Here is a 22459-nt window from a genome sequence, read left to right as displayed (position 1 = left end):
GATTGCAATTGTTATTACTGGTGTATTATTTATTGTACCAATTATTTGGTTTTTAATCGCATGGATTCAATTTTCAATTAAAAAGAAGAAAAATAATCATAAAGAATAGCTCACTTTTTATATTTCTTGACTTATATCAATTTAACTTTAAATAATTGCTTTAATGTTTTTGTCAATTTAATTTAATTGTGTATATTCTCTCTAAAATAAAAAATCTCAAACTAATATTACATATAAATGATTCTATTTACTTAATTTGTATGTTCTGTGATATAGGGGAAGTTTGTTCATGTCAAATAATAATCAGTTAGGCGTTATTGCTTGTTCAGCAATTGTTGCAGGTAATATGATGGGCTCAGGCATTGCTTTGTTACCAGCTAATTTAGCAGCAATTGGCTCAGTGACATTTATTAGCTGGATCATCGCCTCAATTGGCGCTGTTGCATTAGCTTATGTCTATGCGCGTTTAGGTGCAGAAAATCCTCAAGAAGGTGGGCCCGTTGGTTATGCTGGAGAAGTTGCACCAATTTTAGGATTTCAGACAGGAGTTTTATATTTTAATGCTAACTGGGTGGGAAATTTGGCCATTGCAATTACAGGCGTTGCTTATTTATCAACATTTATACCAGCATTAAATGATCCAATTATATCAAGTATTGCCACAATTATTATCATCTGGCTTTTTGTTGGCTTAAATTTATTGGGTGCAAAATGGATAGGTCGCTTGGTATCAATTGGTGTTGTTTTATTATTAATTCCAGTGCTTTTAACAGGCTTAGCCGGCTGGTTTTATTTTAGTCCAGATTTATTTGTTCAGAATTGGAATAGTTCGGGGAATTCGAGTACTCATGCTGTATTTAGTGGTGTTTTATTATGTATTTGGAGCTTTATTGGTATTGAAAGTGCTTCAGTGAATTCAAACTTAGTTAAAAACCCCAAGGTAACCATTCCTCGTGCTACGATGATTGGTGTTAGCATTGCAGCTATCGTTTATTTTCTATCTTGTACAGCAATATCAGGTATGTTATCAAATAGCGATGTTGCTCATTCGTCAGCACCATTTTCATTAACAGTTAGCTATATGTTTGGAAGTTGGACTACTCCACTTGTATCAGCAGTGGTTGCTTTTGCATGTCTAGCATCTTTAGGCTCATGGATGATGTTAACAGCTCAAGCAGGTGCAAGGGCTGCACATGATGGAACATTACCTAAAGTATTTGGCCAATTAAATGAAAGTAATACACCAGTAAAAGGTTTATTATTAACTGCATTAGGTATGAGTATATTAATGATTCTTGTAATGTTAGGCTCTAAAACAACTGCTGGTATATTTGGTCAGGTTATTTCTATTGCAGTTTTAATGACAATTTTGCCTTATTTTTACTCAGCGCTAAATTTAGTTGATGTAGTTGAGCATCCTGTTAAACATTTTACCATTACAGTGACAGCAGTTGTTGCAATGTGTTTTTGTTTTGCAGCCTATGTTGGTGCTGAAAGCTATGCATTAGTTGGTGTAACTGTTGTATCACTAGGGTCTTTAATATTTTATGTCAGAAAAGATAGAGAAGATTTTGAACGTTCAATCTATCGACGCGTACATCATTGGAAAATTGATAATAATTAGGAGGGGAGATTGTGAAGTATATTTTGTTTATTTATAATCATACATTATTGAAAAATAAGATTGAATCACTGTATCGCTTAGAGCATAAATTGCAAGATTTAGGCTATAACACGTTAATTGTTGAAGATTTAGTTTCTGCTATTTCAATTCTAAAATCGAATGCACGTATTTGTTGTTTAGTACTTGATTGGGATCATTTTGATTTATCGGCATTTACTAATATAGCAAGCTATAATCCTCAATTGCCAGTTTTTGCGTTAGGGGATAGGCATTTTGATTTAGATTTAAAATTAGAGGATTTTAATCTTAATCTTGATTTTTTACAGTATGATACCTCATTGGAAACTGATGGGGTTGAGCGGATTAATCAGGGGATTAGTGAATATTTTCAACATATTCTACCACCGTTTACAAGAGAATTAATGCACTATGTCAATGAGAATAATTATTCATTCTGTACACCTGGTCATCAACAAGGGGGTGGTTTTCAGAAAAGTCCTGTTGGTGTTGCATTTTATGATTTTTATGGGCCAGGAGTTTTTAAATCAGATATTTCAATTTCAATGACTGAGTTAGGTAGCTTACTCGATCATTCAGGACCACATAAAGCTGCTGAAAAGTATATTGCTAATGTTTTTAATGCAGATCGTTCTTTAATTGTAACTAATGGTACCTCAACTTCAAATAAAGTAGTTGGTATGTATGCTGCTGCAGATGGTGATACGATTTTAGTTGACCGTAATTGTCATAAATCAATTACACACTTAATGATGATGGTTAATGTTCATCCAATTTATCTAAAACCAACACGTAATGCTTATGGTATATTGGGTGGTATTCGTTTAAGTGAGTTTAAAAAAAGAAGTATTCAAAAGAAGCTTGATGAGCATCCTCAAGCTACTTCATGGCCAGTTTATGCGGTTATTACCAATTCAACCTATGATGGTATTTTCTATAATGTTGAAAAAATTCATAAAGCATTAGATGTTAAAAATCTCCATTTTGACAGTGCCTGGGTGCCTTATACAAATTTTCATCCTATTTATCATGGTAAATATGGCATGGGACTTAAAAAAATTAGAAAAGATCATACTGTATTTGAAACACAGTCAACACATAAACTATTGGCGGCATTTAGCCAAGCCTCAATGGTTCATGTTAAAGGTAGTTATGATGATGAACGTTTAAATGAAAGTTTTATGATGCATACATCGACATCTCCTTTTTATCCAATTGTTGCTTCAACTGAAGTTTCAGCAGCGATGATGAAAGGTAAACTAGGACATGCACTAATACAAGAGTGTATTCATTTGGCAATGGATTTTCGTCGTGAAGTTGTACAGCTAAATAAATCATCTAAAAGTTGGTTTTATGATATATGGCAACCAAATGATATTAGAACAACAAAAGCTTGGCCTTTAAAAAAAGATGATAAGTGGCATGGCTTTAAACAAGTTGATGATGATTATTTATATTTAGATCCAGTTAAAGTTACAGTTTTACTACCAGGGATTAACAAAAATTCTAAATTAGAAAAGCACGGAATTCCTGCAAGTATTGTTGCTCAATTTTTAGAAGATCACGGCATTATTGTCGAAAAAACAGGTCCTTACTCAATGCTATTTTTATTTAGTGTTGGTATTACAAAGGCCAAATCAATGCGTTTATTAGCTGTTTTAAATAAATTTAAGCAGCTCTATGATGAAAACCGTCCTGTACGGGAAGTTCTACCTTCTATTTATAGAGAAGATCCAGTATTTTATCGAAATAAGTCAATTCAAGATATAGCCGATAAACTACATCAAGTAATTGTAAAGCATAACTTACCTGAAGTGATGTATCATGCTTTTGATCATTTACCAGAATTAGTGATGAACCCACATCAGGCCTATCAGCGGTTAGTTAAAAGTAAAACAAAGCTTGTAGCATTGAAAAAGCTGCAAGGTGAAACTTCAGCTGTAATGATTCTACCGTATCCGCCAGGTATACCTTTAATTATGCCTGGTGAGCGTATTACAGAAAAATCTAAAGTAATATTAGATTTTTTATTAATGCTTACCGATATTGGTCAGCAACTGCCTGGGTTTGGAACTGATATTCATGGTGTTGAACAAGATGAAGATGGTCAATATTATGTTAAGGTGATTGATGAATAGATATTTAGATGCTTGAGCTATTCATTAGTGAAAGTGTTTTTAGGTTTGGCTGTTAAATTATTTTTTTGTTCATATTTCATAAATTTATGCTCTGGGAAAAATTGAGCATTATTGCCACGTCCAATTGTAATTCCTCCATAGAAATTGCTATTGCTTTCTTTTGATGTGGCTTCTATATTAGAGGGGTAAGTTTCTTTAAAATCTTCAATGTTTTTCATAATAAAGTCAATGATCTCTTTACCATAGCCCCCTTTGTCATATGGTTTCTCTAAATTAGTTTTATCTTTATTATACTCATTAACGTGGTTCCACATAGGGTCTATAAAAAAAGTTTCATTATTAACATAAAATACACAGAAAGTATGTCCTCCAGCAAGTGATTTATTTTCATTAGCAAGATTTACTCTTGGAGTAGCAATATATGCATTTAGATTATTATCATGACAATATTTTGTTAGTAGGGCAGCTGCTAATAGTGCTCTATGTCGACAGACACCATAGCCATGATGGTTACCTTTTTTCATAAATTCAGTAATATTGATTTCTTCATTATTGTATTTATCGGGTAGATTATGATTGCTGTTTAATGGTTCCATACTAACAAATGATAGGTAATTAACTATTTCTGAAATTAACAAGTTTTTTGTTATACCTTTTTCACCAGAATGTGAAAGAACTTTATTAGTATAAATTTGTGAATATGGGTGTGTATATTCTTTTAATTGTTTATATATCTCATTTAAATTACCATCACTTAAGTCTAACTTCGAGTACTCTCTATTTCTGCCTACGGAGTAAATATTTTCACTTTCATTTAAATTCATGAAGTTAAAAGTTGAAGATGCTGTAGTACCTATATTATTAATATAAAAACATTTTCTTTCTTCATTGTAGATAAAATCAAATTCATCTACATTTTTATTGTTATAATTGCCAATGGTTTTTCGATGATCAATCTGTGTTTCTGGAATTTTAAAACCTCCAAATGCAATTTGAAGTTTTTCTAATGCTGATTTGTTATGTTGAATAATGGCATTTTTAAATTCACTATTATTTAATTGATTAATTTCTTGTAGAGTATATTTATCGCTTTCATTAGATATACTTCTAAGTTCATCATTTCCTAATATATGCCCTTTAATCATAAATTGGCTATCAGATAGTATTTGAGATGTATCAGCTTTAATTATGTTAAAGCTGCATGTATTTATATTATCTTTTTTAAATTTTTTAGCTTCTTCTTCACTTTGAAAAGCATGATAGTAAATTTTCTTATCTTTTGAGTCATAGTTTTTAACAATATATCTATTCATGGTAACCCCTTATATAACAACTGCTTGAAAGTCTAAATTATAAGAAAGTGTCTGATTATTTTGAAATTCAATTTATGAATAAATTACATAAGTAACTTGAATATAGTTAACCCTGAATTGCTGTAATAGCAATTGTATAAATAATATCATCAACAGTAGCACCTCGGGATAAATCATTAACAGGTTTGTTTAAACCTTGAAGAATTGGGCCAATACTTAAAATATTAGCACTTCTTTGAACGGCTTTATAAGTGGTATTACCTGTATTTAAATCAGGAAAAATAATCACATTCGCATTACCTGCAACAGGGCTATTGGGGGCTTTAGTTTTAGCTGTTTTTGGATCAATGGCTGCATCATACTGCATTGGACCATCAATAACTAGATCAGGTCTTTTCTGTTTAATGATTTCAGTGGCTTTTCTCACTTTTTCAACATCCTTACCTGTCCCTGATGAGCCTGTGCTATAGCTAATCATAGCAATTTTAGGCTCAATACCAAAAGAAATGGCTGACTCACTACTTTGAATAGCAATCTCAGCTAATTCATCAGCTGTAGGGTTTGGGTTAATTGCGCAATCGCCATAGACAAGTACTTTATCAGCGGTACACATAAAAAATACCGATGAGACGATATGATAATTTTCTTTTGTTTTAATTAATTTTAAAGCTGGACGAATCGTATCAGCAGTTGTATGGACTGCACCAGATACAAGTCCATCAGCTAAGCCTTGTTGTACCATCATCGTGCCTAGAGTAATAGGGCCTTCTAAGGCATCTCTAGCCATAGACTCCGTGATGCCTTTATGTTTACGTAGTTGAACAAGTGGTTCGATTAACTGTTCTTTAATATCACTTGGATTAATAATTATCATATCTTCAGTAATTGTAATGCCATGTGATTCAGCAACGGATAAGATTTCACTTTTTTTACCAAGTAGAATGCAATTAGCTATTTTACGCTGGTTGCAAAATACAGCTGCTTGAATCGTTCTTGGTTCAGTACCTTCAGGTAATACGATGCTACGTAAATTGGATCTAGCTCTTTGCATTAGATAATAACGAAAGGCAGCTGGAGACATTTTTTTGACAACTTGTGAATGAAGTTTATTTTCTATTTCATCTATATTGATTTCATCTGAGATAGAAGTTTTTAATAATTGAATACGTTCATGGTCATCAACAGGAAGGTCACTATAATCAAGGTCAGTTAATTTTAGGATTGTGCTAATACTTTTATTTTTGGTAGTAAGAATGGGTAGGCTTGTTTCCTTAGCTTGATCTAAGCAGAATTGGAATACTTCTTTGTTTAAATTATCACGTGCAGTTAGTAATAACCCACCAATTCGAATGCCTTTTTGATTGGCTAAAGTTGCAGCAATAATAATGTCAGATCGATCTGCTGAAGTAATAATTAAAGTGCCTGGGTTTAATTCATCTACAACCCGATTAATGGTCCTTGAGCACATAGTGATGGTTTTAATACGCCGTTTGGTAATGTCACCTTCATTTAAAATATCTACATTTAAAAATGTTTTTATATCTGAAAGTCTTGGGTTTGTTAGTGTATTTTTCCAATGGGTAATACCAATTAGTTTTAGCTTTGATTCAGAAAAAATTGGTAATTTTTCAATATCTTTTTTAGATAGTTTATATTTAAGTTTTGGTGGCTTTTCATCAAGTAAGCTAAAACTAATATTACCCGATTGATCAACTGGTGCATTTAATTTAGTGATAATTGCACCAATCAGGTTACTTGGTTCAATTTTTAAGCTTGCTTGTGCTAATTCATGCTCTATTTCAACTAAAGATTTATTCAAAGGACTTGTTACTAAAATAACATAAGCATTTAATGCTTGAATTAACGCTTGATTAAATTGACTCTTATATTGAGTAAACCAACCAAAATCTGCCTGTAAGCTTGGTTTAATAATACTGCCTTTGACAAGTAGAATATCTTTGCCATTGGAAGCTGTATTAGCATAATCTAGTAAATATTCTAGTAGTGAGGTTAAATCATCATTAGCTAGATAAGTTTCAATTTCTTTAGGCGTCAAATCTGTATCTGTTAAAGGGTTAAACTTGTAAATGCTATATCCCCTTTGGTCAAGTGCAAACTCAAAACCTAATTGTAATGAGGTTAAACCAGTATTTTGACTGGTAGGTAGTAAAAATATAGGTAAAGCCATTGAATATATGTATCCCAGCATTGAATAAAAAAATATAAATCTTATTATACCAAATGCCTGGCTGGATGCTATATACACATCTAAACTTGTAAGAGGATATTATATTTTCTATGGAGATTAAATGGATGAAGCATGTATCATTATTCATTTTGTATTTGTTTATTAGCCTATTTATGACAAGCGCATATGCAAAATCAACAAAGGTTAAATCAGGTATTGTTGTAGGCGCTCAAATGGGTTATGCACAAGTCAATTCAAATGTTAGTAATTGGCAAGCAGATACACAGAAAGGGAACTTTTTTTATGGTGCAACTATAGGCGCTGATTTGGCCTTAATAGATACATTAGCTGTAGGTGCTGAAACAGGTATATTTTATGGTAATGACTTGGCAAAATATGATGAAAAAGATGGCGGAAGTGTAAAGGTTAGCAATTTAATCATTCCTATTTTAGCAAAGGTAAAATTATTAACCTCAACTGGACTGGATCTATTTGTCAAAAGTGGTATTTCGTATGTTCATCCTTACTCTAAACAATCAGGCGATGTCGTAACAGTCGATTGGAGTAGTTCTTGGAATTTTACAGTAGCCGGTGGCGTAGGATACCAATATGAAGGTTTTAACTTCTTTATTCAGTATATGCATATATTTGGTAATAGTGATGTAACTGTAAATGGCACACAAGGAACGGGTGATGCTTCAGATATTGATGCTATTACTGGCGGGGTTACTTATACGTTTTAAGTTATTTAGTTGTATTAATCATATCCAAACCCCATCCTTTGAAGTAAGTCTTGGTTAGGAATAGCATCAAATAATTGAGGTGGGCGTTCAGGTTGGGTATTGGCACACTCGGCTAATTCTTCGGCTAATTCCTCATGACCATTTGCAGCAGCAATTTCTGCTAAGTGATAGGTTGTTTCATTTAAGTTAAATGTATCATTTAACTTTTCTGCATCATGCTCTTTTATATAGGAAAGCAGAAATTCAACGGTATCATAATGGTCATTTTTTGTAGCAGTTTCTGCAAGTGTCATTGATTGAGATTGTAAATCTAGTAAATAGTTATTTGATAGTAACTCAATGATATTATTTTTATTGTTACTAGCAGCAACCGTTGCTAAATCATTGACAAAGATACCAAAGGTAGGTGAAGTATCAAGCTTTAATTGGTTAAGGGTTAATTCAAGAATATCTGATTCACCCAGTTCTGTGGCAAGCTTAGCGTAACTTATCATTAGATCACTACTAACATTGAGTTCTTTAATTAATGAGCTAAAGAGATTGGCATGACCATTTTCAATTGTATATTGAATCGCTGTACAATTGATTTAATATAACTGGATCTATTTCTTTTTTTGTCTCTGCGATTTCAAAAAATGAAGCTGTTAGTTGTGGCATGGCGCAATCCTCTACATAAAATATTATGTAGGATAACCTATAATTTTATGTGCAAAAATTCAACAACATAGGAATGATTTCATCTGCTTAATATATTTTTGATTAAATTTTATACAAATTTTGTGAGTTTTTCAGTTTCTTTTGCAATCATTAATTCTTCATTCGTTGGAATAACTAATACAGTGGGGTGGCCAAATGAATTAATATGATAATTACTTTCTTGCCCATGTTGCTTATTATTATTTTGATCAATTAAGAAATTTAAGTTCCTAAGGTTATTAATGATTAATTGACGTATTAAACTCGAATTTTCACCAATGCCACCACTAAAAATAATCGCATCTAGCTTTTCAAAATAGGCAAAATAAGCAGATATAAAAAAGGTAACTCGTTGACAAAATAAATCTAAAGCAAGTTTAGCTTTTTTATCATCATTATGAACTAATGACTCAATTTGGCGCATATCTGAGTGTTCACATAAACCTAATAATCCGCTTTGCTTATTCAATAGATGGTCTATTTGTTTGATATCTAAATGTAACTTCTCTGATAAATAAGTTATGATACCGGGATCAATGCTACCTGATCGGCTACCCATTACTAAGCCATCTAAAGGTGTAAACCCCATTGATGTATCAAAGCTTTTACCTTGTTTAACTGCAGTAACACTACAACCATTGCCAAGATGAAGTGTTATATAGTTACCTTTTGTTTTGTGCAGAATGTGATCTGCTTTTAATGTTAAATATTGATGACTAATACCATGAAATCCATATTTTCTAATATGATGTTTCTCATATAATTCATAAGGTAATGCATATACATAATGATTTTGAGGGATACTTTGATGAAAGGCTGTATCAAAAACAGCTATCTGAGGTAAATGATCAAACACTTTTTGACAGAACTTAATACCTGATAGATTATGAGGGTTATGTAGTGGCGCTAGTGGTATTAATGATTCAATGGTGTTAATGACTGCTGAATCGATGATTGTAGCATTTTGAAATAAGTGACCACCATGAACGACTCGATGTCCAATTGCTCTTACATCATCAATCAGTTTATATTTAGTTAATTCATTTTTAATTTCTGTAAATATACTTTCATAGCTAGCTTGACTGAGTTGTTTAAGTATAGGAGTATCATTTAAATAGGTTGATTTAAATAAGGTGTCAGGTTGTCCAATATTTTCAGCGAGACCTTGCAGGATTAGTTTTTGAGACTGTAGAGAAATTAAAGCAAATTTAATTGATGAGCTGCCACAGTTTAGAGTTAAGACTAGATTTTCAGACACAGTATTCAACTTTAATTTTGTTTATTGATTTATTATAGTCATAAGCTTGCGTTAAGATAAGTATAAATTTTCAAGAAATCCAATGTAAACTTGATTTATGTCATGTTATCTATGGTTATAGTTATGGTATACTTGCTTCATATTAAATAATTCTAGTGAAACACCGTAATGCATGAATTTTCAATTTGTCAGAATATTATCCAAATTGTTGATCAAAAGTTAAATCAAGTGTCTCAAACTAGAGTTGAAAAAATTATTCTAACAATTGGAAAGTTAGCAGCAATTGATATTGAGTCTCTAAAATTTTGGTTTCCAGTAGCAGTCAAAAGTACATCACTTGATTCAGCAACGATAGAAGTTACAGAAATAGAAGGTAGTGCACAGTGTATTAGTTGTCATCAACAATTTGACTTAGAGAAATTATATCAAGCTTGTCCATTTTGTAATTCCTATGATAGAAAAATTCTATCAGGTATGGAAATGTTAGTGCAAAAAATTCAGCTTAAATAGGAAAGGAATTAAAATTATGTGTACAACTTGTGGTTGTCAAAATACTGAAGACTTATTAGAAGCAACTGATGCAAATCCTCATCATCATGCCCATGTTCATGAAAGTATTGAACTAGAAAAAGCCATATTAGAGACAAATACACACTATGCACAATTAAATAGAAAATTTATTGATGAAAAGAAAAGTGTATTATTAAATTTTGTATCAAGTCCTGGTTCTGGTAAAACTTCATTATTAGTTCAGAGTATAAAAGATTTATCGAGCCAATATCCAATATCAGTTGTTGAAGGTGATCAATATACCGAGCTTGATGCTGATCGCATTCGAGCAGCTGGTGCCCAAGCCTATCAGATTAACACAGGTAAAGCCTGTCATTTAGATGCTCATATGGTGTCACACGCATTTGAGCATTTAGATATCAAGCCTAATGGGTTTGTGTTAATTGAAAATGTTGGTAATTTAATTTGTCCGGCATTATTTGATTTAGGTGAAAATAAACGTATCGTCTTAATTTCAGTAACTGAAGGTGATGATAAACCTTTAAAGTATCCTGATATGTTTTATGGTGCTGATTTGGTTGTTGTTAATAAAGTAGACTTATTAGAATATGTTGATTTTAATGTAGATAAACTTAAGGAAAATATTCATAAAATACAACCAAAGGCTCAAGTAATCACAGTTTCGGTTAAACAGTTAACTCATTTAGATACTTGGTATCAGTGGCTTAAAGGCTTATTGGTGTGAAAGCATTATCTTTAACTTTAAATGGCATAGTGCAAGGTGTTGGTTTTCGTCCCTTTATCTATAGGTTAGCTGAAAGTTATCATTGGAAAGGATTTATTAAAAATACACCGCTTGGTGTCAATATTGTGCTAGATATACTTGATATTGAGCAAGTTAAAACAGCTATTTTATCTAATTTGCCTTCATTAGCTAAAATTGATTTATTTGATATTAAGTATATTGAAATTAAGCAAGCATTTGATTGTTTCAAAATTTCACAAAGTGATTATGGTGCTGCATTAACAGATGTTTCTTCTGATATTAAAATTTGTGATGATTGTTTAAATGAATTATTTGATGCTAATAGTCGATATTATTTATATCCATTTATCAGTTGTACTAATTGCGGTCCACGCTATGCTGCAATTAATCAATTACCTTATGATCGTGATAAAACAGCATTTGTTGATTTTAACTTATGTACTAATTGTCAAAAAGCTTATACAGACCCACTTAATCGTAGATTTCATGCACAGACAACGGCGTGTTCAGACTGTGGACCACAACTATCAGATAACTTATCTAATGTAGCAACAGCAATACAAAAGGGTCAAATTATTGCTTTAAAGGGAAATTCTGGTTTTCATTTAATTGTCGATGCTAAAAATGAATCGGTACTTTCAGAGTTAAGAAAGCGTAAAAAAAGAGCAAATAAGCCATTTGCATTAATGGCGTTAAATACTCAGTCAATTAGTCAATATGTTGAGATCTCAGATCGAGAAATGACTGAGCTTGAGTCTTTTGCAGCACCGATTGTATTACTTAAAGAAAAAGAAGCGATAAATTTACCCAATACGTTAAGTCCTGGATTAGATAAATTAGGTATTATGTTACCTTCAACAGCCATACACTATTTATTATTTTATGAACTATTAGGTAGGCCTACTAAGTCAGATTGGTTAAAGCAAAAAAATGATGTTTTATTGGTTGTTACCAGTGCTAACTTAAGCGGTGATGTTGTTATTGCTGATAATAATCAAGCAAAAGAAAAGCTTCAAGAGATTGCAGATATCATTGTTGATCATAATAGAGTGATCAGTATGCGCTGTGATGACTCTGTTGTAGTTTGTAATGATAATAAGACCAATATTATTCGTCGGGCTAAAGGTTATGCACCTAAAGCTATTCATTTAGATGAAAGACTACCTAATATACTGGCTTTAGGTAGTCATTTAAAAAATACCTTATGCTTAGTAAATAAAAATAAAGCTTATGTTACTCAGCATATTGGTGATTTGGATAGTCAATATACAGTTGAGTATTTCTGTGAAACATTAGCACATATCCAACGTCTTTATGCAATTAAGTTTGATGCAATTGCAACCGAGTTACATCCAGATTTTTATCCAACGGAGATTGCAGCATCACTTAATTTACCGATTTATCCAGTTCAGCATCATAAGGCGCATATGACCTCTGTGATAGCAGAGCATCAAATTCAAGGTGACTGTTTAGGCGTGATTTTAGATGGCTATGGTTATGGTGATGATGCTCAAGCCTGGGGCGGTGAATTATTTTTATATAATTCAGAAAAGTTTGCGTTTAACCGTTGTGGTAGTTTACTGCCAATGAGTTACTTTTCACTTGATAAAGTACAGAAAGAACCTTGGCGTATGGCAGTTGCTCTAAAAGAGCAATTTAATTTACAATCATTGGAATACCTTGATATATTACCAAGATCAAAAGAATTTCAACAAATTTTAAAATTACGTAGAACCAATGTTACGACAACAAGCTGTGGTCGATTATTTGATGCAGTTAGTAGTTTATTGAATGTTTGTCACTATAGCACTTATGAAGCAGAAGCTGCTATGCGTTTGGAGTCATTGGTTAAACAAATTAAAATTAATCGATCATTATTTGAGATTAATGACAAAAATCAATTGGACCTCAGTGCATTAATTCATAGTGTAATAAATGAAAAAATAAATAAATCAACTCAAGCTGCAAGCGAATTATTTCATGGTAGTTTTGCTTATGCTTTAGCTCAGTGGATAATAAAAACTGCAGCAAATAACAAGGTTAATCAAATTATTTTAAATGGTGGTTGCTTTCAAAATAACATCCTATTAAGTCAAGTATATAAGCAATTAAACGAACATAAACTGAATGTGTTTATACCAAAATTCTTACCATTTAATGATGGTGGTATTTCATTAGGGCAAGCTTTTATTGCAGCAAAAATACATCAAGAAAAATTAAATAATATAAGGGATCAAAATTATGTGTCTGGCAATTCCTGCACAAATTACGCAATTGATTGAACCTCTGCGGGCAATCGTTAATGTTGGTGGTGTCTCTAAGGAAATATCATTAGCACTATTATCCGATGAAGTATTTATCGATGATTTTGTTATTATCCATGTTGGTTATGCACTAAATAAATTAGATAAGCTTGAAGCAGAAAAAACATTAAATGACTTTAAAGTGATGCTAGAGGAGCAATCGCTATGAAATATATTGAATCTTTTAGACAACCAAAAGTTGCTAAAAAGTTATTTGAAAAAATTCATCAGGCATCAAAAGAAGATAAAAACTATCGATTGATGGAATTTTGCGGTGGTCATACTCATGCGTTACATCGTTATGGAATCAGTGATTTATTACCTAAAAATATCAAAATGATTCATGGTCCTGGATGTCCAGTTTGTGTATTGCCCATTGCTCGGGTCGATCAGGCAATCTGGTTAGCATCACAAAAGGATGTCATTTTTTGTAGTTATGCTGATATGTTGCGTGTGCCAGGCACTAATCAGGACAGTTTACTTAAAGCAAAAGCGCGTGGTGCTGATGTAAGAATGATTTATTCAGTGGATGATGCATTAGAGTTAGCAAGAAATAATGAAGCTAAACGAGTGATCTTTTTTGCAATTGGCTTTGAAACGACAACACCACCAACTGCTGTAGCAATTGATAGGGCAATTAAAGAAGATTTAAATAATTTCTTTGTCTTTTGTAACCATGTTTTAACACCTGTAGCGATGAGTGCGATATTAACCAGTAGTAATCCTGTACAAATCGATGGCTTTATTGGTCCTTCTCATGTCAGTATTGTCATTGGTAGTAATGCCTATAAGGATGTTGCAGATACATATCAAAAGCCAATTGTTATCTCTGGCTTTGAGCCGCTAGATATTTTGCAATCAATTTTAATGCTTGTAGAAATGATTAATGATGGTGATTTGAGTATTAAAAATCAATATACACGTGCAGTGACTGAGAAAGGGAATTTATGTGCTCAAACATTAACAGATAACTATTTACAATTGCGTTCAGAGTTTGAGTGGCGTGGGCTTGGGTTTATTCCTTTAAGTGCATTAAAAGTACGCGAAGAATATGGAAAATATGATGCGGAAAAAATATTTTCAATACCTAAAGTAAAAGGTATTGAACACAAAGCATGTGCATGTCCTGAGATTTTAAGAGGTATTAAAGAGCCTTTAGACTGCAAACTATTTGGTGTTGCTTGTACACCAGAGCAGCCGATGGGTGCTTGTATGGTTTCTTCAGAAGGTGCATGTGCTGCTCATTATCAATATAGTCGGAGTGCTTAAATGATAAAACTTAATTTTAAAAAAGATGTTGTTGATCTATCCATGGGCTCAGGTGGTAAGTCAATGAATCGCCTAATTGACCAACTAATGTTAAAAGCATTTGATAATCCTTATTTAAATAAAAAAGAAGATCAGGCTGTTTTACCAGAAATAAATGGTAAGTTAGCTTATACAACCGACAGCTATGTTGTATCGCCTTATTTTTTCCCAGGAGGAAATATTGGTTCATTAGCAATACATGGAACAGTTAATGACTTAGCTGTCTCAGGTGCAACACCATTATATATTTCAGTTGGATTTATCTTAGAAGAAGGGCTGCCTTTAAGTGATTTAAAAACGATTGTAACTTCTATGGCAAAAGCTGCTGAAACTGCGGGTGTTTCTATTGTTACAGGTGATACAAAAGTGGTTGAGAAAGGTAAGGCAGATGGTATTTTTATTAATACTTCAGGTATTGGTGTGATAAAACCACAACATATTTTAGCTAAAGAAATAGTAAAGCCAGGTGATAAAATTATTGTTAATGGCAATATCGCAGATCATGGGGTTGCTGTGATGTCAGAAAGAGAAAACTTAACGTTTATGACAAAAATTTTAAGTGACTCAATCCATTTAAATGATCTTATTTCTAATCTACTTAATTCTAATGCATCAATTAAAGCAATGCGAGATCCAACCAGAGGTGGTATTGCTGCAACATTAAATGAATGGGCGCATGAATATGGCATCGGTATTGAAATTGATGAAGCAAAATTACCAGTGTCAAATGAAGTGTTATCTGCTTGTGAGTTATTAGGGCTTGATCCATTATTTATTGCTAATGAAGGTAAAGTATTAATGCTCTGTGATCAAAATCAAGCAGATCAAGTTTTAAAAGATTTAAGAAACCATCCAAAAGGTAAAAATGCACAGATTATAGCAGAAGTAACTAAACTAAATGATCAAAAGAGTCCTTATGTAGCTATGAAAACTGCATTTGGTGGTTTAAGACGAGTCGATTGGTTAAGTGGCGAACAATTGCCAAGAATTTGTTAATGGGTTTAAGATATGAAACAACAACTTTTTTTACCTTATGAAAAACTAGACAATTTAATTAATATTTTAAAAAGCGCAGGTTTTGAAGTTAAGGCTCCTGTCGTTGATGATGGGGCGATTGTTTATGATACAGTTGATAAAGCTTCACAACTGCCTTGGGGGTATGTTGATGAGCAGAAAGAAGCATTTTATGCAATTAAAAAAACAGATAGTCAGCGCGCTTTTGGTTGGACTGTGCCAGTTCAGTCAATTAAACCACTATTATTTGAAGAAAGAGAGGTACTTTGGAAAGTAAAACGTAATGCTGAAGGTAAACTTTCGTTTGAAAAGTCAGCGCATATTCCAAAGTATGCAATCTTTGGTGTAAGGCCTTGTGATTTGCGAGCAATAGAGATTCAAGATAAGGTATTTATTGATAATACCTATCATGATATTCGTTATCAAAAAAGACGTCAGCAATTATTTATTATCGCTGCTAATTGTACTAGTTGTCATCATAACTGTTTTTGTGTCAGTTTGGGTGATCAACCTAAAGCCAATAAAGGCTTTGATTTGGCAGTTACTGAAATTGATAGTGGTTTTGTGGTTGAGTCAGGTTCAGATCAAGGAGAGCAAGTATTAACTCAGCTTCAATTAAATCAAGCAACAACAAGCCAAATTAATCAAGCAATTAAACAGATTGAAACAACAGCTGCACAACAAGTAAAAAAAGTACCAGAAGTGCCGATTATGGAAGAAACTTTAAAACAAAATTTAGACCATCCACAGTGGGATGATGTTGCAAAACGCTGTCTTTCTTGTGGTAGCTGCACACAGGCTTGCCCAACTTGTTTTTGTCATACAGAAAAAGATGAGCCTAAATTAGATGGCAATGAAACAGAGCATTTAAGAGAGTGGGATTCTTGTTTTGGTTTAGATCACAGTTATACCCATGGTGAGCTATATAGAGAAAAACCTAAATATCGTTACCGTCAATGGTTAGTGCATAAATTTGGAACATGGCGAGATCAATTTGATACGAAGGGTTGTGTTGGCTGTGGGCGCTGTATTACTTGGTGTCCAGTTAAAATTGATGTTACAGATGAAATCAATACGATTTGTGGGGAATAAAATGATTATAGAAGATGATGTATATTTACCCTTTGAAGCAGAAATCATTGAGTTTATACAAGATGCCGATGAGATTTTTACCCTACGTCTAGAGTTAACAGATCCTCAATTAAGAGAGAAATATCGCTTTCAACCAGGCCAATATAATATGATTTACCTCTATGGTGTTGGTGAAGTTGCAATCTCAATTGTCAATGATCGAGAATTTAGTCCAAACCGTTTTGAACATACGATACAAGTTGTTGGGCGTGTAACAAAAGGAATGGCTAAATTAAAAAAGGGTGATCGAGTAGGTATTCGCGGACCATTTGGTACTCAGTGGCCGATTAAAAATGCTTATGGGAAAGATGTTGTTATTATGACAGGAGGTTTAGGTAATGCACCTTTAGTTGCTTTAACTGAATGCTTATTACAAGAAAGAGAGCGTTTTGGTAAACTTTATGTTGTACAAGGTTTACGCCATAGTGATGGTTTAATCTATCAAGATAAATATATACGTTGGAATGAGTTGGCGAATACAGAAGTCATTATAACAAGAACAGAAGGTGAGTCTTTTGGTCCATGGAAATGGTATCAAGGCTTTGTCACTGAAGCAATTGATGATCTGGATATTGATTATGCAAATACAATTGTAATGAGTGTTGGTCCAGAGATTATGATGATTAATGTTGCTAAAGCCTTTATTAAAAAAGGTGTACCAGAAGCTCAAATTTATATCAGTCTTGAACGTAGTATGAAGTGTGCAGTAGGCCATTGTGGGCATTGTCAGATGGGTAAGGAATTTGTTTGTAAAGATGGTGCTGTCTATGCTTATCCACAAGTAGAAAAATTATTGGCAATTGAAGGAGTATAATTATGTCAGCTTACGACCCTTTAAAAAATGTTCCAGAAAAACCAACATTAGCCGTACATAAATTTAGCTCTTGTGATGGTTGTCAACTTGCTTTTATCAATAAGGGTATAAAATTAATAGAACTTTCAGGCTTAGTTGAAATTAAGCATTTTGCTGAAGCAGGTGCGGTTGATGAAGAAGCTAAAGTTGATATTGCAATTATTGAAGGTAGTATTAATACTAAACATGATGTAGAACGAATTAAAATGATTCGTGAAAATAGCCGTTATTTAATTTCAATGGGCGCTTGTGCTGTCTCTGGCGGTATTCAAGGACTAAGAAATAATATTGATGCAAAAGAATTTAAAAATTGGATTAAAGCAGTTTACCCAGATCATCCACATGTAGTTGAAGCCAGTGATTTAGATACAGCAAAACCAATTAAAGATTATGTTAACGTAGATTTTGAAATATCTGGTTGTCCTGTTAGCGCAGATCAAATGTACCATGCTGTGAGACAATTATTATTTAAGGTAGAGCCTGAAAAGGTTGTTGACCCTGTTTGTGTCTCTTGTAAGCACCGAGGGATTACTTGTGTTATGGTTGCAAAAGGTGAGCCATGTTTAGGCCCTGTAACGGCTAATGGTTGCGATGCATTATGCCCAGCAATTAATCGAGGTTGTTATGGCTGTTATGGTGCTTCAAAATATGCCAACTTTGATGCAATGACAAATAAATTAAAAGAAATGGGATTAACTGATGCTGAGATAGCACGTAAATATCATTTTATTAATAACCAACAAACAGGATTTAAGGAAGCAGGTGATTTAAATGAACACAAATGAATCATCCAAAAATGTAAAAACAATTGAAGTACCAATTCTAGCGCGTGTAGAAGGCGAAGGTGCGCTTGATCTTGTTATTGAAGGAAATGAAATTACTAAATGCCATGTTAGAATTTATGAACCACCTAGATATTTTGAGAAGTTTTTAGAAGGCCGTGAACCAAACGAGATTATTGATGCCGTTGCAAGGATTTGTGGTATTTGTCCTATGGCCTATCAAATGAGTGTTGTGACATTAATGGAGCGAGCATTTGATGTCGAAGTGACACCTTGGGTACATTCTATGCGTCGTGTGATGTATCTAGCTGAGTGGACGGAATCACATTATTTACATACGCATATTTTAGCAGCACCAGATTTTCTGAATTATCACTCAGCAATTGAAATGGCAAAAGATTTTCCAGATGAAGTTAAACGTGGTGTAAAACTACAACAATTAGGTAATGATATCTTAAAACTTTTTGGTGGCCGTTCTGTGCATCCAGGTGCAATTAAGGTGGGTGGATTTTATCGCGCGCCGAAACAAAAAGAAATTGATGAATTGATTATACGATTGGAAGATGCATTAGTTGATGCTGAAGCTGTAGTTCGTTGGTTTGCAACATTACCTTACCCTGATGTTGAGTTTGACGATTTAGTTCAAGTAGCACTTTGTGATGAATCAGGCCAGTATCCGGTAATCGCAGATCATGTTATTACCAGTACAGGATTAAAGTTTCATATTGATCAGTGGGATGAACATTTTAAAGAATTTCATGTGCCTCAATCGACAGCATTACATTCAACTAAAGATGGCAAACCTTATTTAACTTCACCACTATCACGTTTTAATTTAAATTTTGATTGCTTACCACAAAAGATAAAAGATTTAGCCAATGAAACGGGAGTGTCATTTCCAAGCAATAATATTTTTCATAGTATCTTAGCAAGGTCTATTGAGTGTTATTATGCATTTTATGAAATTTTAGCGATTTGCCGTAATTATCAGTATCCAGAGAAACCTTATGTTGATGTTACCTTTAAAAAAGGTAAAGCATGGGGGGCTAGCGAAGCACCAAGAGGCGTTCAGATAGATTATTTTGAGTTTGATGAACAAGGCTTGGCTAGTAAAATTAGAATAACACCGCCAACGGCACAAAATTTAGCTTGTATGGAAGCGGATTTAAAGCAATCATTAACTAAATTTGGCCTAGATCGAGCTGATGATGAATTACGACTACATGCTGAAATGGTGATTCGAAATTATGATCCATGTATTTCTTGTTCTGCGCATTTTCTAACATTAAATGTTACTCGAAATTAATCCTATTTAAATCATTGGAATTATCCTTTATGTTTAAACATTTTTTTAAGTGCTATAGCTTAGTAGCGTTAGTATTTTGGTTATTGACATTACTTATCTTACAAAGTCATATGATTGTATTTTATATGGTATTAGTTGCATTTTTACTTGGGTTACGTCATGGTTTCGATGCTGATCATATTGTTGCTATTGATAATGTAACGCGTAAATTTGCTGTTGAAAAAAAATACTATTTAACAACAGGAACTTATTTTGCATTAGGTCATTCTAGTATTGTGCTTATTATGACAGTTTTGCTGATCTTTGGTATTAGTATTTTTAAAGAACAATCATCTATGGTGATGACATCAGGTATGTATATTGGTGCATTAACATCAATTATTTTTTTATGGTTAATGGCATTTATTAATTGTATCTTTATTGTGAAGTTATTAAAACATGATCAAATTAATCAGAATGTTGGTTTTATATCAAAGTTAACAACCCCTTTGTTAGCTTCAATTAATAAGCCCTATAAAATGTATTTTATTGGTTTTATTTTTGGTCTTGGTTTTGATACAGCAACAGAAATTGGATTATTAGGGCTTGCAGCAAGTTCTTATATCAATGGCATTTCAATTAGCTTTATTTTGTTATTGCCTTTAGCTTTTGCATTGGGAATGGCATTAGTTGATTCATTAAGTGCAGGAGTAATGGCAAAACTTGTATCAATTGCGAATGACAATAAGCAGTATTATAAAAAATACCAGCTTATTATTTCATCTTTAGCTTTGGTAATTTCCATATTACTTGGGTTATTTGAATTATTGAATTTATTTAATATAAATGGTGGTTTATTTATAAATCAATTAGTTGATGTTATTTCAAATTATTCAGAATTAATTGGAGGAGGAATATTTACAATAATATTGCTATTTTCTGTTTATATTTTTATTAAAAATCGATACCCTGGCCACTAAATTAAAAGTAATTGGCAAAATGATGGAATATCATGAACAGAAAAACATTTATTTATAATTTAATTACACTTCTAATTGCAATAATCGTCTCTATTTGCTTAATAAAAGTTGTATTAGCAGCAGATAAAAATCCATTGATTGTCATTCCTTTTCAAAGTGATCAATTATGTCAGTCAGAGCATATGCTGAAATTTAGTTTAAATAAAGAAAATGCAGAATTGCTTAAGCAGTTGAGTAAAAAGTTATTAAATAAACCGATTTTTACTTTAGTTAATGATAAACTAAAAACGATTGCGATAACTGATGAAAAAAATGCACAAGTTTTAATAAATCAAGATTATCATGTTGTAAATGTAGCAACTGTAAGAAATGAGCTTGAAGGTAATTTTGTGGTACCTACATATAAAAATATTGTTATGGTAAAGCCGTGCTCAAAAGAATAAATAGTATTTAAAGGATTATTTTATGCAAACAAATCATACAGCTAACAGCATACTTTTCACGCCGGTTACATTAGGTCAATTAGTACTTGATAACCGTATTATTATGGCGCCATTAACACGTTGTCGTGCTGATAGTGCAACAAGAGTACCAACTGATATTATGGCTACCTATTATCAGCAAAGAGCAACAGCAGGACTTATAATTACTGAAGCTACTTCTGTTTGTCCAATGGGTGTGGGTTATCCTAGAACACCAGGAATTTGGAGTGAAGCTCAAATAGAAGGTTGGAAGAAAGTAACAGATAGTGTGCATAAAGCAAATGGAAAAATTTTACTGCAATTATGGCATGTGGGACGAATTTCTGACCCAATTTATTTAGATGATAAATTACCATTAGCGCCAAGTGCTGTGAAACCTCAAGGACATCCAAGTTTAGTTCGTCCTATTCGTGACTTTGAAACACCTAAAGCAATGACTTTAGATGAGATAGAACAAACAATAGAAGCATACAGACAAGGCGCTGAAAATGCTAAAAAAGCTGGATTTGACGGTGTTGAGATTCATGGTGCTAATGGTTATTTATTAGATCAGTTTCTACAGGATAGTACTAATAAGCGAGAAGATTATTATGGAGGCTCTCTTGAAAATCGTGCTCGCTTTATGCTTGAAGTAACTGATGCAGTTGTCGATGTATGGGGTAGTGGTCGTGTCGGCATGCATCTAGCACCGCGCTGTGATGCTCATGATATGGGTGACTCAGATCCACTTTTAACATTTACTTATATTGCAGAGCAATTAGGCAAAAGAAATCTTGCTTTTATTTTTGCGCGAGCAAATCTAGGAAAGGACAACTTAGCCCAAAAACTTAAAGATGCTTTTGGTGGCCCTTATATTGTCAATCAGCAATTGTCAAAATTAGAAGCAGAAGCTGTAATTGAGTTAGGTTGTGCTGATGCTGCAGCTTGGGGACAGTTATTTATTGCCAATCCAGATTTAGTTGAGCGATTTAAATATGATACGAAAAGAAATGTGCCAGACTCTACAACATTTTATCATGAAGGTAGAGAAGGATATATTGATTATCCTTTTATGGAGACAAATTAGA

At 33.0% G+C, this 22459-nt stretch carries 20 protein-coding genes; 16 read left to right on the top strand and 4 right to left on the bottom strand.

Annotated elements, in window-relative coordinates:
- Positions 1-289: 289 nt before the first annotated feature.
- On the top strand, positions 290-1624 hold the full coding sequence (locus KFE69_09715; protein UTW41781.1) for an amino acid permease: 1335 nt from the start codon (positions 290-292) through the stop codon (positions 1622-1624).
- Between the two features lie 11 nt (positions 1625-1635).
- A complete protein-coding gene (gene ldcC, locus KFE69_09710; protein ID UTW41780.1) occupies positions 1636-3780 on the top strand; it encodes a lysine decarboxylase LdcC in 2145 nt (714 codons plus the stop codon).
- Between the two features lie 17 nt (positions 3781-3797).
- Here ldcC and KFE69_09705 read toward each other — a convergent pair whose 3' ends face one another.
- Positions 3798-5093, bottom strand: coding sequence for a hypothetical protein (locus KFE69_09705; protein UTW41779.1), 1296 nt, complete (start codon positions 5091-5093; stop codon positions 3798-3800).
- A gap of 106 nt (positions 5094-5199) precedes the next feature.
- On the bottom strand, positions 5200-7281 hold the full coding sequence (gene pta, locus KFE69_09700; protein UTW41778.1) for a phosphate acetyltransferase: 2082 nt from the start codon (positions 7279-7281) through the stop codon (positions 5200-5202).
- A 125-nt stretch (positions 7282-7406) separates the two neighbouring features.
- Between pta and KFE69_09695 the strand changes: the two genes are divergently transcribed.
- On the top strand, positions 7407-8024 hold the full coding sequence (locus tag KFE69_09695) for an outer membrane beta-barrel protein (GenBank protein UTW41777.1): 618 nt from the start codon (positions 7407-7409) through the stop codon (positions 8022-8024).
- Positions 8025-8038: 14 nt separating this feature from the next.
- Here KFE69_09695 and KFE69_09690 read toward each other — a convergent pair whose 3' ends face one another.
- Positions 8039-8518, bottom strand: a complete 480-nt coding sequence (locus KFE69_09690) for a hypothetical protein (GenBank protein UTW41776.1) — start codon at positions 8516-8518, stop codon at positions 8039-8041.
- Positions 8519-8790: 272 nt separating this feature from the next.
- Positions 8791-9978, bottom strand: coding sequence for an acetate kinase (locus KFE69_09685; GenBank protein UTW41775.1), 1188 nt, complete (start codon positions 9976-9978; stop codon positions 8791-8793).
- Positions 9979-10146: 168 nt separating this feature from the next.
- On the opposite strand from KFE69_09685, the gene KFE69_09680 reads away from it, so the two are divergent.
- Genes KFE69_09680 through KFE69_09620 form a run of 13 tightly spaced genes read left to right on the top strand, consistent with a single transcriptional unit; the run spans position 10147 to position 22458 of the window.
- A complete protein-coding gene (locus KFE69_09680) occupies positions 10147-10488 on the top strand; it encodes a hydrogenase maturation nickel metallochaperone HypA (protein UTW41774.1) in 342 nt (113 codons plus the stop codon).
- A 16-nt stretch (positions 10489-10504) separates the two neighbouring features.
- Positions 10505-11233: a hydrogenase nickel incorporation protein HypB gene (gene hypB / locus KFE69_09675; GenBank protein ID UTW41773.1), complete on the top strand. Its 729-nt coding sequence runs from the start codon at positions 10505-10507 to the stop codon at positions 11231-11233.
- A complete protein-coding gene (gene hypF / locus KFE69_09670) occupies positions 11230-13536 on the top strand; it encodes a carbamoyltransferase HypF (protein UTW41772.1) in 2307 nt (768 codons plus the stop codon). The genes hypB and hypF overlap by 4 nt, the downstream gene beginning before the upstream one ends.
- Positions 13496-13726 carry a HypC/HybG/HupF family hydrogenase formation chaperone gene (locus tag KFE69_09665; protein UTW41771.1) on the top strand — a complete coding sequence of 77 codons (231 nt, stop codon included), beginning with the start codon at positions 13496-13498 and terminating at the stop codon, positions 13724-13726. The genes hypF and KFE69_09665 overlap by 41 nt, the downstream gene beginning before the upstream one ends.
- The gene (gene hypD, locus KFE69_09660) at positions 13723-14826 is read left to right on the top strand and encodes a hydrogenase formation protein HypD (protein ID UTW41770.1); all 1104 of its coding nucleotides are present in this window, start codon (positions 13723-13725) and stop codon (positions 14824-14826) included. Before KFE69_09665 ends, hypD begins: the two co-directional genes overlap by 4 nt.
- Positions 14827-15861: a hydrogenase expression/formation protein HypE gene (gene hypE / locus KFE69_09655; protein UTW41769.1), complete on the top strand. Its 1035-nt coding sequence runs from the start codon at positions 14827-14829 to the stop codon at positions 15859-15861. It begins immediately after the preceding gene.
- Between the two features lie 12 nt (positions 15862-15873).
- Positions 15874-16971 carry a 4Fe-4S dicluster domain-containing protein gene (locus tag KFE69_09650; protein ID UTW41768.1) on the top strand — a complete coding sequence of 366 codons (1098 nt, stop codon included), beginning with the start codon at positions 15874-15876 and terminating at the stop codon, positions 16969-16971.
- A gap of 1 nt (position 16972) precedes the next feature.
- A complete protein-coding gene (locus KFE69_09645; GenBank protein UTW41767.1) occupies positions 16973-17824 on the top strand; it encodes an FAD/NAD(P)-binding protein in 852 nt (283 codons plus the stop codon).
- A 2-nt stretch (positions 17825-17826) separates the two neighbouring features.
- A complete protein-coding gene (locus KFE69_09640) occupies positions 17827-18648 on the top strand; it encodes a sulfhydrogenase subunit delta (protein ID UTW41766.1) in 822 nt (273 codons plus the stop codon).
- Entirely contained in the window at positions 18635-19951 is a 1317-nt protein-coding gene (locus tag KFE69_09635; GenBank protein ID UTW41765.1) for a nickel-dependent hydrogenase large subunit, read from the top strand. The genes KFE69_09640 and KFE69_09635 overlap by 14 nt, the downstream gene beginning before the upstream one ends.
- Before the next feature lie 29 nt (positions 19952-19980).
- Complete coding sequence (locus tag KFE69_09630) at positions 19981-20910, top strand: hypothetical protein (protein UTW41764.1); 930 nt, start codon at positions 19981-19983, stop codon at positions 20908-20910.
- 32 nt (positions 20911-20942) lie between these two features.
- Entirely contained in the window at positions 20943-21353 is a 411-nt protein-coding gene (locus tag KFE69_09625) for a hypothetical protein (protein UTW41763.1), read from the top strand.
- A 22-nt stretch (positions 21354-21375) separates the two neighbouring features.
- Positions 21376-22458 carry an alkene reductase gene (locus tag KFE69_09620; protein UTW41762.1) on the top strand — a complete coding sequence of 361 codons (1083 nt, stop codon included), beginning with the start codon at positions 21376-21378 and terminating at the stop codon, positions 22456-22458.
- The last annotated feature ends 1 nt before the right edge of the window (position 22459 follow it).

Source organism: bacterium SCSIO 12844 (assembly GCA_024397935.1).
In the GTDB taxonomy this organism is placed as follows: Bacteria; Pseudomonadota; Gammaproteobacteria; order Francisellales; family Francisellaceae; genus M0027.
This window is presented reverse-complemented; position numbering and strand designations above follow the sequence as displayed.

Coding starts and splice junctions, on each gene's coding strand:
- KFE69_09715 (UTW41781.1), top strand. CDS start 290: ATGTCAAATAATAATCAGTTAGGCGTTATTGCTTGTTCAGCAATTGTT.
- KFE69_09705 (UTW41779.1), bottom strand. CDS start 5,093: ATGAATAGATATATTGTTAAAAACTATGACTCAAAAGATAAGAAAATT.
- pta (UTW41778.1), bottom strand. CDS start 7,281: ATGGCTTTACCTATATTTTTACTACCTACCAGTCAAAATACTGGTTTA.
- KFE69_09695 (UTW41777.1), top strand. CDS start 7,407: ATGAAGCATGTATCATTATTCATTTTGTATTTGTTTATTAGCCTATTT.
- KFE69_09690 (UTW41776.1), bottom strand. CDS start 8,518: ATGATAAGTTACGCTAAGCTTGCCACAGAACTGGGTGAATCAGATATT.
- KFE69_09680 (UTW41774.1), top strand. CDS start 10,147: ATGCATGAATTTTCAATTTGTCAGAATATTATCCAAATTGTTGATCAA.
- hypB (UTW41773.1), top strand. CDS start 10,505: ATGTGTACAACTTGTGGTTGTCAAAATACTGAAGACTTATTAGAAGCA.
- KFE69_09665 (UTW41771.1), top strand. CDS start 13,496: ATGTGTCTGGCAATTCCTGCACAAATTACGCAATTGATTGAACCTCTG.
- hypD (UTW41770.1), top strand. CDS start 13,723: ATGAAATATATTGAATCTTTTAGACAACCAAAAGTTGCTAAAAAGTTA.
- hypE (UTW41769.1), top strand. CDS start 14,827: ATGATAAAACTTAATTTTAAAAAAGATGTTGTTGATCTATCCATGGGC.
- KFE69_09650 (UTW41768.1), top strand. CDS start 15,874: ATGAAACAACAACTTTTTTTACCTTATGAAAAACTAGACAATTTAATT.
- KFE69_09645 (UTW41767.1), top strand. CDS start 16,973: ATGATTATAGAAGATGATGTATATTTACCCTTTGAAGCAGAAATCATT.
- KFE69_09640 (UTW41766.1), top strand. CDS start 17,827: ATGTCAGCTTACGACCCTTTAAAAAATGTTCCAGAAAAACCAACATTA.
- KFE69_09635 (UTW41765.1), top strand. CDS start 18,635: ATGAACACAAATGAATCATCCAAAAATGTAAAAACAATTGAAGTACCA.
- KFE69_09630 (UTW41764.1), top strand. CDS start 19,981: ATGTTTAAACATTTTTTTAAGTGCTATAGCTTAGTAGCGTTAGTATTT.
- KFE69_09625 (UTW41763.1), top strand. CDS start 20,943: ATGAACAGAAAAACATTTATTTATAATTTAATTACACTTCTAATTGCA.
- KFE69_09620 (UTW41762.1), top strand. CDS start 21,376: ATGCAAACAAATCATACAGCTAACAGCATACTTTTCACGCCGGTTACA.